This window comes from Streptomyces sp. NPDC093260 (genome assembly GCF_040683715.1).
Lineage (GTDB): Bacteria > Actinomycetota > Actinomycetes > Streptomycetales > Streptomycetaceae > Streptomyces > Streptomyces sennicomposti.
In genome coordinates, this window is record NZ_JBFBEK010000062.1 from 1 (window position 1) to 4,823 (window position 4,823).

Annotated in this window: 5 protein-coding genes and 2 pseudogenes; 4 read left to right on the forward strand and 3 right to left on the reverse strand. The window is 70.3% G+C overall.

The genetic code is table 11. The annotated features are described in order from the left end of the window. Positions 1-191: 191 nt before the first annotated feature. Positions 192-389: pseudogene (locus AB0N63_RS35985) on the reverse strand (helicase); the annotation flags it as partial. A gap of 125 nt (positions 390-514) precedes the next feature. Here AB0N63_RS35985 and AB0N63_RS35990 point away from each other — a divergent pair. Then, on the forward strand, positions 515-967 hold the full coding sequence (locus tag AB0N63_RS35990; protein ID WP_365536216.1) for an Rrf2 family transcriptional regulator: 453 nt from the start codon (positions 515-517) through the stop codon (positions 965-967). 81 nt (positions 968-1,048) lie between these two features. Here AB0N63_RS35990 and AB0N63_RS35995 read toward each other — a convergent pair whose 3' ends face one another. Then, positions 1,049-2,239, reverse strand: coding sequence for a globin domain-containing protein (locus tag AB0N63_RS35995; RefSeq protein WP_365536219.1), 1,191 nt, complete (start codon positions 2,237-2,239; stop codon positions 1,049-1,051). A 379-nt stretch (positions 2,240-2,618) separates the two neighbouring features. On the opposite strand from AB0N63_RS35995, the gene AB0N63_RS36000 reads away from it, so the two are divergent. From AB0N63_RS36000 to AB0N63_RS36010, 3 genes and pseudogenes are all read left to right on the forward strand, one after another. Continuing rightward, positions 2,619-2,837, forward strand: coding sequence for a hypothetical protein (locus AB0N63_RS36000; protein ID WP_365536221.1), 219 nt, complete (start codon positions 2,619-2,621; stop codon positions 2,835-2,837). Between the two features lie 43 nt (positions 2,838-2,880). Further along, positions 2,881-2,997: pseudogene (locus AB0N63_RS36005) on the forward strand (glycosyltransferase); the annotation flags it as partial. Between the two features lie 224 nt (positions 2,998-3,221). Further along, on the forward strand, positions 3,222-3,758 hold the full coding sequence (locus AB0N63_RS36010; RefSeq protein ID WP_365536223.1) for a hypothetical protein: 537 nt from the start codon (positions 3,222-3,224) through the stop codon (positions 3,756-3,758). 174 nt (positions 3,759-3,932) lie between these two features. Here the strand turns inward: AB0N63_RS36010 and AB0N63_RS36015 are convergent, their stop codons facing one another. Continuing rightward, positions 3,933-4,463 carry a hypothetical protein gene (locus AB0N63_RS36015; RefSeq protein WP_365536225.1) on the reverse strand — a complete coding sequence of 177 codons (531 nt, stop codon included), beginning with the start codon at positions 4,461-4,463 and terminating at the stop codon, positions 3,933-3,935. Positions 4,464-4,823: the final 360 nt, after the last annotated feature.

Below are 4,823 nucleotides of genomic sequence, written 5' to 3' on the forward strand. Positions count from 1 at the left end.
CGCTCGGCTGGGAAACCCCAGCCGAGCGCCTGCATAAACTGCTCACGGCCTGATCAACACAACCGCGTGTTGCAACGACCGCTAGAAACCGCCGTCGATGCCCTCGCGGGCGGCCCCTTTACCGACGAGGGCGACACCGGCGTCGCGCTGGCCACCGAGCTCGGGTAGTTCGGCGCCGGCGGCCGGCCGGGCCCTGTGATGTCGACGCCTTCTCCGTGGACGCGGCAGCTTGCGAGGAACGCCCGGTGCACGCGTCGGTTCGCGTCGGTGCCGTTGGCGAACTGGCGCAGCACCTCGCGCCGCTCGGTCACGAGGTGGTCTTCGCACAGCCACGCCGACCGCACTCGGTCCGGCGGCACGTGCCGTCCGGTATCCAGTTCGTACAGCTGGCGCCAAAGGGGCGGACGGGGGGGTGGGGCCCGCTGACCTGGTGGCGCGGTGGAGGGCTGCCGTGGACCGCGTGCAACGATCGAGAATATTTGCACCGCGGATGCGTATTATCTACGCTCGCGATATGCGGCTGCTGCGCTCCACCGACCTCGCCCTGCGCATCCTGATGCGCCTCGCCGTCACCACCGATGACACGCCCGCGACCCGCAAGGTCGCCGAGGACATGGACGTGCCCTACACGCATGCCGCGAAGGTGGTCGCCGAGCTCCAGCACATGGGTCTGGTCGACGCCCGTCGCGGCCGTGGCGGCGGCCTTGCGCTCACCGAGCGGGGCCGTACCGCGTCGGTCGGCGCGGTGGTCCGCAGCTTCGAGGGCGAGGACGAGGTGGTGGAGTGCGAGGGCCCCACCCCCTGCCCGCTGCGCTCGGACTGCCGGCTGCGCGGTGCCCTGCGCCGGGCGCAGGACGCCTTCTACTCCTACCTGGACCCGATCACCCTGGACCAGATCGTCCAGGACCCCACCGGTTCCGTCCTGCTGGGCATCACGATGGGTCCCTCCGGCACCCCCCTTTTCTGACACCCCGCTGTCGCCCGGTGCGCGGGCGCGGCGAAGGGCCGCCCGCCGGTCCCACCGGTGGACGGCCCTTGCACGGTGTGTTCAGTTGCCCGAGGCGAGCCACAGGTCGGGCCCGAAGACCTCGTAGTGGATGTCGGCGGGGGCCACGCCCTTCTCGATCAGCTGGGCGCGCACGGCGCGCATGAAGGGCAGCGGGCCGCACAGGTAGGCGCGGGTGCCGGAGGCCACCGGGATGCCGTACAGGTCGACCAGGCCGGTCCGGGTGCCGGGCTCGGCGTCGCGCTCGTAGAAGAAGTGGGCGGCGCAGTCCGCGAGCTTGCCCGCGTAGGCCCGGTGGTCGTCGCGCAACGCGTGGTCGGCGGGGGAGCGGTCGCCGTGCACCACGGTGACCGGGGCGTCGTGCCCGTCGGCCGCGAGCGCGGCCAGCATCGCGACCATGGGGGTCACGCCGATGCCGGCGGAGGCGAGCAGCAGGGGCCGCCGCCCGGCGATGTCGTCGAGCACCAGGTCGCCGTACGGCTCCGACAGGTCGAGCACGTCACCCACGCGGACGTTGGCGTGCAGGTGGTGAGAGACCTCGCCGTCGGGGGTCGTGCCGCCGTGCACCCGCTTGACGCTGAACTGCCGCACCGACTCGCCGGGGGCGCCGGACAGGCTGTACTGGCGTATCTGGCGGGCGCCGTCGGCGAGCTTCACCCCGACGGAGACGTACTGTCCGGCCCGGAACCGCCGCACCGGGGCGCCGTCGACCGGGCGCACCCGGAAGGTGACCACGTCGGCGGTGTTCTCCTCGCGGCCCACGACCTCCCAGGCGTGCAGTTCCTTGGAGCCGCTCTCCTCGTAGAGGCGCTTCTCGATGGCGATCAGGGCGTTGGCCATCAGCCAGTAGACCTCGGTCCAGGCCTCGGCCACCTCGGCGGTGACGGCGTCGCCCAGGATCTCGGCGATGGCGGCGAAGAGGTGCTCGTGCACGATCGGGTACTGCTCGGGCACCACCCCCAGGGAGGCGTGCTTGTGGGCGATGCGGCTCAGCATCACGTCCGGGCGCTCGTCCGGGTGCTCCACAAGGTAACCGGCGAACGCGGCGATGGAGCCCGCGAGGGCCGACTTCTGGGCGCCGGAGACCTGGTTGCCGCGATTGAACAGGTCACGCAGCAGCTCCGGGTGCGCCGCGAAGAGGCGCGAGTAGAAGCGATCGGTGATCTGTTCGATGGCCGCGCCCACGGCGGGGAGGGTGGCGCGGACGGTGGCAGCGGACTGCGCGGACAGCATCGCGGACTCCTTGCGATCTCGACTGATCGAACGCTATGAAAACTTGCATCTCGGATGCAAATTAACCGGGCGTGTTGTGCCTCACTCCGCCACCGGTTCCGGCCATGACGTGTCCCGGCACCGGCAGGCGAGATGGGTGACAGGGCAGTACACCTGCCGTGGAGGAGGCGTCCAGAACGCGGACGCCGGTGTGATCGAGGTCCGCAACACGCCGACTCCGTAGCGCGCTCCATCTGGACGCCAGGAGCTACGCCCGCTCCAGCGGTGTGGCTCGACTGCGGAGGGGATGGGTGCTGAGGACAGCGGCGGTAGAGAGCAGGCAGGTCCATGCCGCGCTCCTGGAGCCCGGCTGGCGGGCGTACCCGACTCAGGAGTGCGCATGGAACCGCGCTCGAAGAGATTCGGCACCGGCCTGACGAACTGCATGGCTCTGGCTTGGTTCGGCTACCAGGCCCTCTATGGCGAGGGGATGCTGCGGATCGTTTCCGCCCTCGTGTCGGTGATTGGCGTGGTGACGACCGTGGGCGCCATCCCCGACCACATCCGCCCTCGGCCGAAGCGGCGCCGATCCCGTGAGCGGGACACTGCTTCGCACTGATCTGGCCACGGCGTGGACGACACCCGCCGAACAGAATCGCTCCATGCGAATTCTGATCATCACTGCCGGCTCACGCGGAGACGTCGCGCCCTTCACGGGACTGGGGCGGCGTCTGTTGGATGCGGGCCATCAGGTCGCCGTGGCCGCTCACCCGTCCTTCGCCGCACTCGTCGGCGGGTGCGGTCTCGACCACCGGCCTGTACCGGGAGACCCGCACAGGTTGTGGCCCGGGCGGCGTCACGGGATGAGGCCCAGGCCAGGCGCTGAGCCGGCACCGCGCCCGCCCACCCTGAGAGCTCCGTCTCCCGAGCGCCAGTTGTGCGGGAGGTCTGTGAGTGCTGTCCGCTGCGGGAGGCTGTCAGTGCCCGTCCATAGGATCACGGCATGTCTGATGCCTTCACCGTCTTGTGGACCCATGACACGTGCCGTGCGCTGCGCAAGGCGGGTCGCGTGGGAGAGCGACCACCGGTCGCCTTCAGCGGTGTTCACTCCTCCCTGCCCGCGTGGTCGGGCGCTCGTGCTGGGGACGAGGTGTACGCGCTGCATGTCAACCGGCGCGAGGTTTTCGTGGTGAGTCGGCTGCGGGTGATCGACAGGGAACGACGCGACTGCTGCGGTGCGGCCCCCGCAACGTGGGAGGACCCTGCGTATCCCGGGCACGGCGACTGGTCGATGCTCGGTGCCGGCGGCTGCGGCGCCATGGCGGTGCACGTGGACGCGACGCCCGTGCGCTTCGATGTGGCCCTCCCCGGTGAAGTGCTTGCGAGGCTTACCTGGCGCAACCGCCGGGGCCAGAGCCGCGGTCTGAAGCACGTGGTGGATGGCCGACTTGAGAGCTCGGTCAGCCTCCAGGGGTTCTACCGTCTGACCCCCCAGGCCGCTGGCGAGTTGACGGAAGTCGTCAGCAGCTCTGCCGCTTGATGGAGAGGGCCGAGTGAGCACGAGCACCCAGCACGCGCCGCGCCCCTGGGCCGCAGCAGTCGTGGAGAACGAACAAGGTCGGCTGCGGTGCTTCCCGAAGTGGTGCTGCAGTCCCTCATGAGGAGAGCGCCCGGCCCGGAAACGTCGGACCAGGCGCTCTTCTCTGTTCTGGGCTCAGATCCCGATCGAGATTTTCTCGATCACCTGGCCTAGCTCATCGCCCTCCGGGCTCTCGGACAGGTGTGCCGTCGCCTTGACGGCAGAAAACCTGTACCGCACGGCGTGCGGCGGCGTGTCGACGAGATCCGCGCGGTTCCTGATTTCCGGGGAGAGCTGTCCCCAGGTGACCCTCTCAGAGAACGTGAGGCCGTATCTCTCGGCACACTCCTCAGCGAGGGAGGGAATGTCGGCCAGCCGATGCGTGTTGATGGACAGCCAATGGCACACCCAGTCGGGCTCACCGGTGAACGTGGCCTCCACGAGACCGAAGTCGAGCCGCAGAAACCGGTGCGGTCTGCGGCCGTGCAGTTGCCGCACAGCGGCTCCGAGGTGCTCCTCCGCCTCCGCCGGACTCGAGCCGGGCCCGACACCGATGAAGCAACCTGTCATGAGAGCCTGCGAGATCGCTTCCACACCCAGCAAGTGGTCACCCCGCTTCTCCAGCAGTCGCCGGCCCTCTCCGCACCTGCCCGCGTCCAAGATCACCGACAGAGTCAAGCTAGTCGAGTTTAAGGTCGCTCTGCGCCATCAGGGCACAGCGGATGACGCGTGGCGGGCCTGTAAGCATGTCACGCCCGGCCGCGACCGCGAGCGCCAGGGGTGGGTGGCTGGTGCCTGCACCGCCACCGACCACGGGCACTGACAGGCAGGCCTCGCGGCGGTGCTCATGCGGAGGTTGGTGCGGTCCCGCAGCCCGCCAGCGGAGCCGGGAACGGCGACGGAGCCGTGGGGGGGGGGGGGGGGGGGCCCCCGGGGGGGGGGGGGGGGGGGGGCCCCCCCCCCGGGGGGGGGGGGGGGGCCCCACAGAGTCGCCAGCACCAGAGGGGCGCGCCCGGAGGGGGTGGA

Coding starts and splice junctions, on each gene's coding strand:
- AB0N63_RS35990 (WP_365536216.1), top strand. CDS start 515: ATGCGGCTGCTGCGCTCCACCGACCTCGCCCTGCGCATCCTGATGCGC.
- AB0N63_RS35995 (WP_365536219.1), bottom strand. CDS start 2,239: ATGCTGTCCGCGCAGTCCGCTGCCACCGTCCGCGCCACCCTCCCCGCC.
- AB0N63_RS36000 (WP_365536221.1), top strand. CDS start 2,619: ATGGAACCGCGCTCGAAGAGATTCGGCACCGGCCTGACGAACTGCATG.
- AB0N63_RS36010 (WP_365536223.1), top strand. CDS start 3,222: ATGTCTGATGCCTTCACCGTCTTGTGGACCCATGACACGTGCCGTGCG.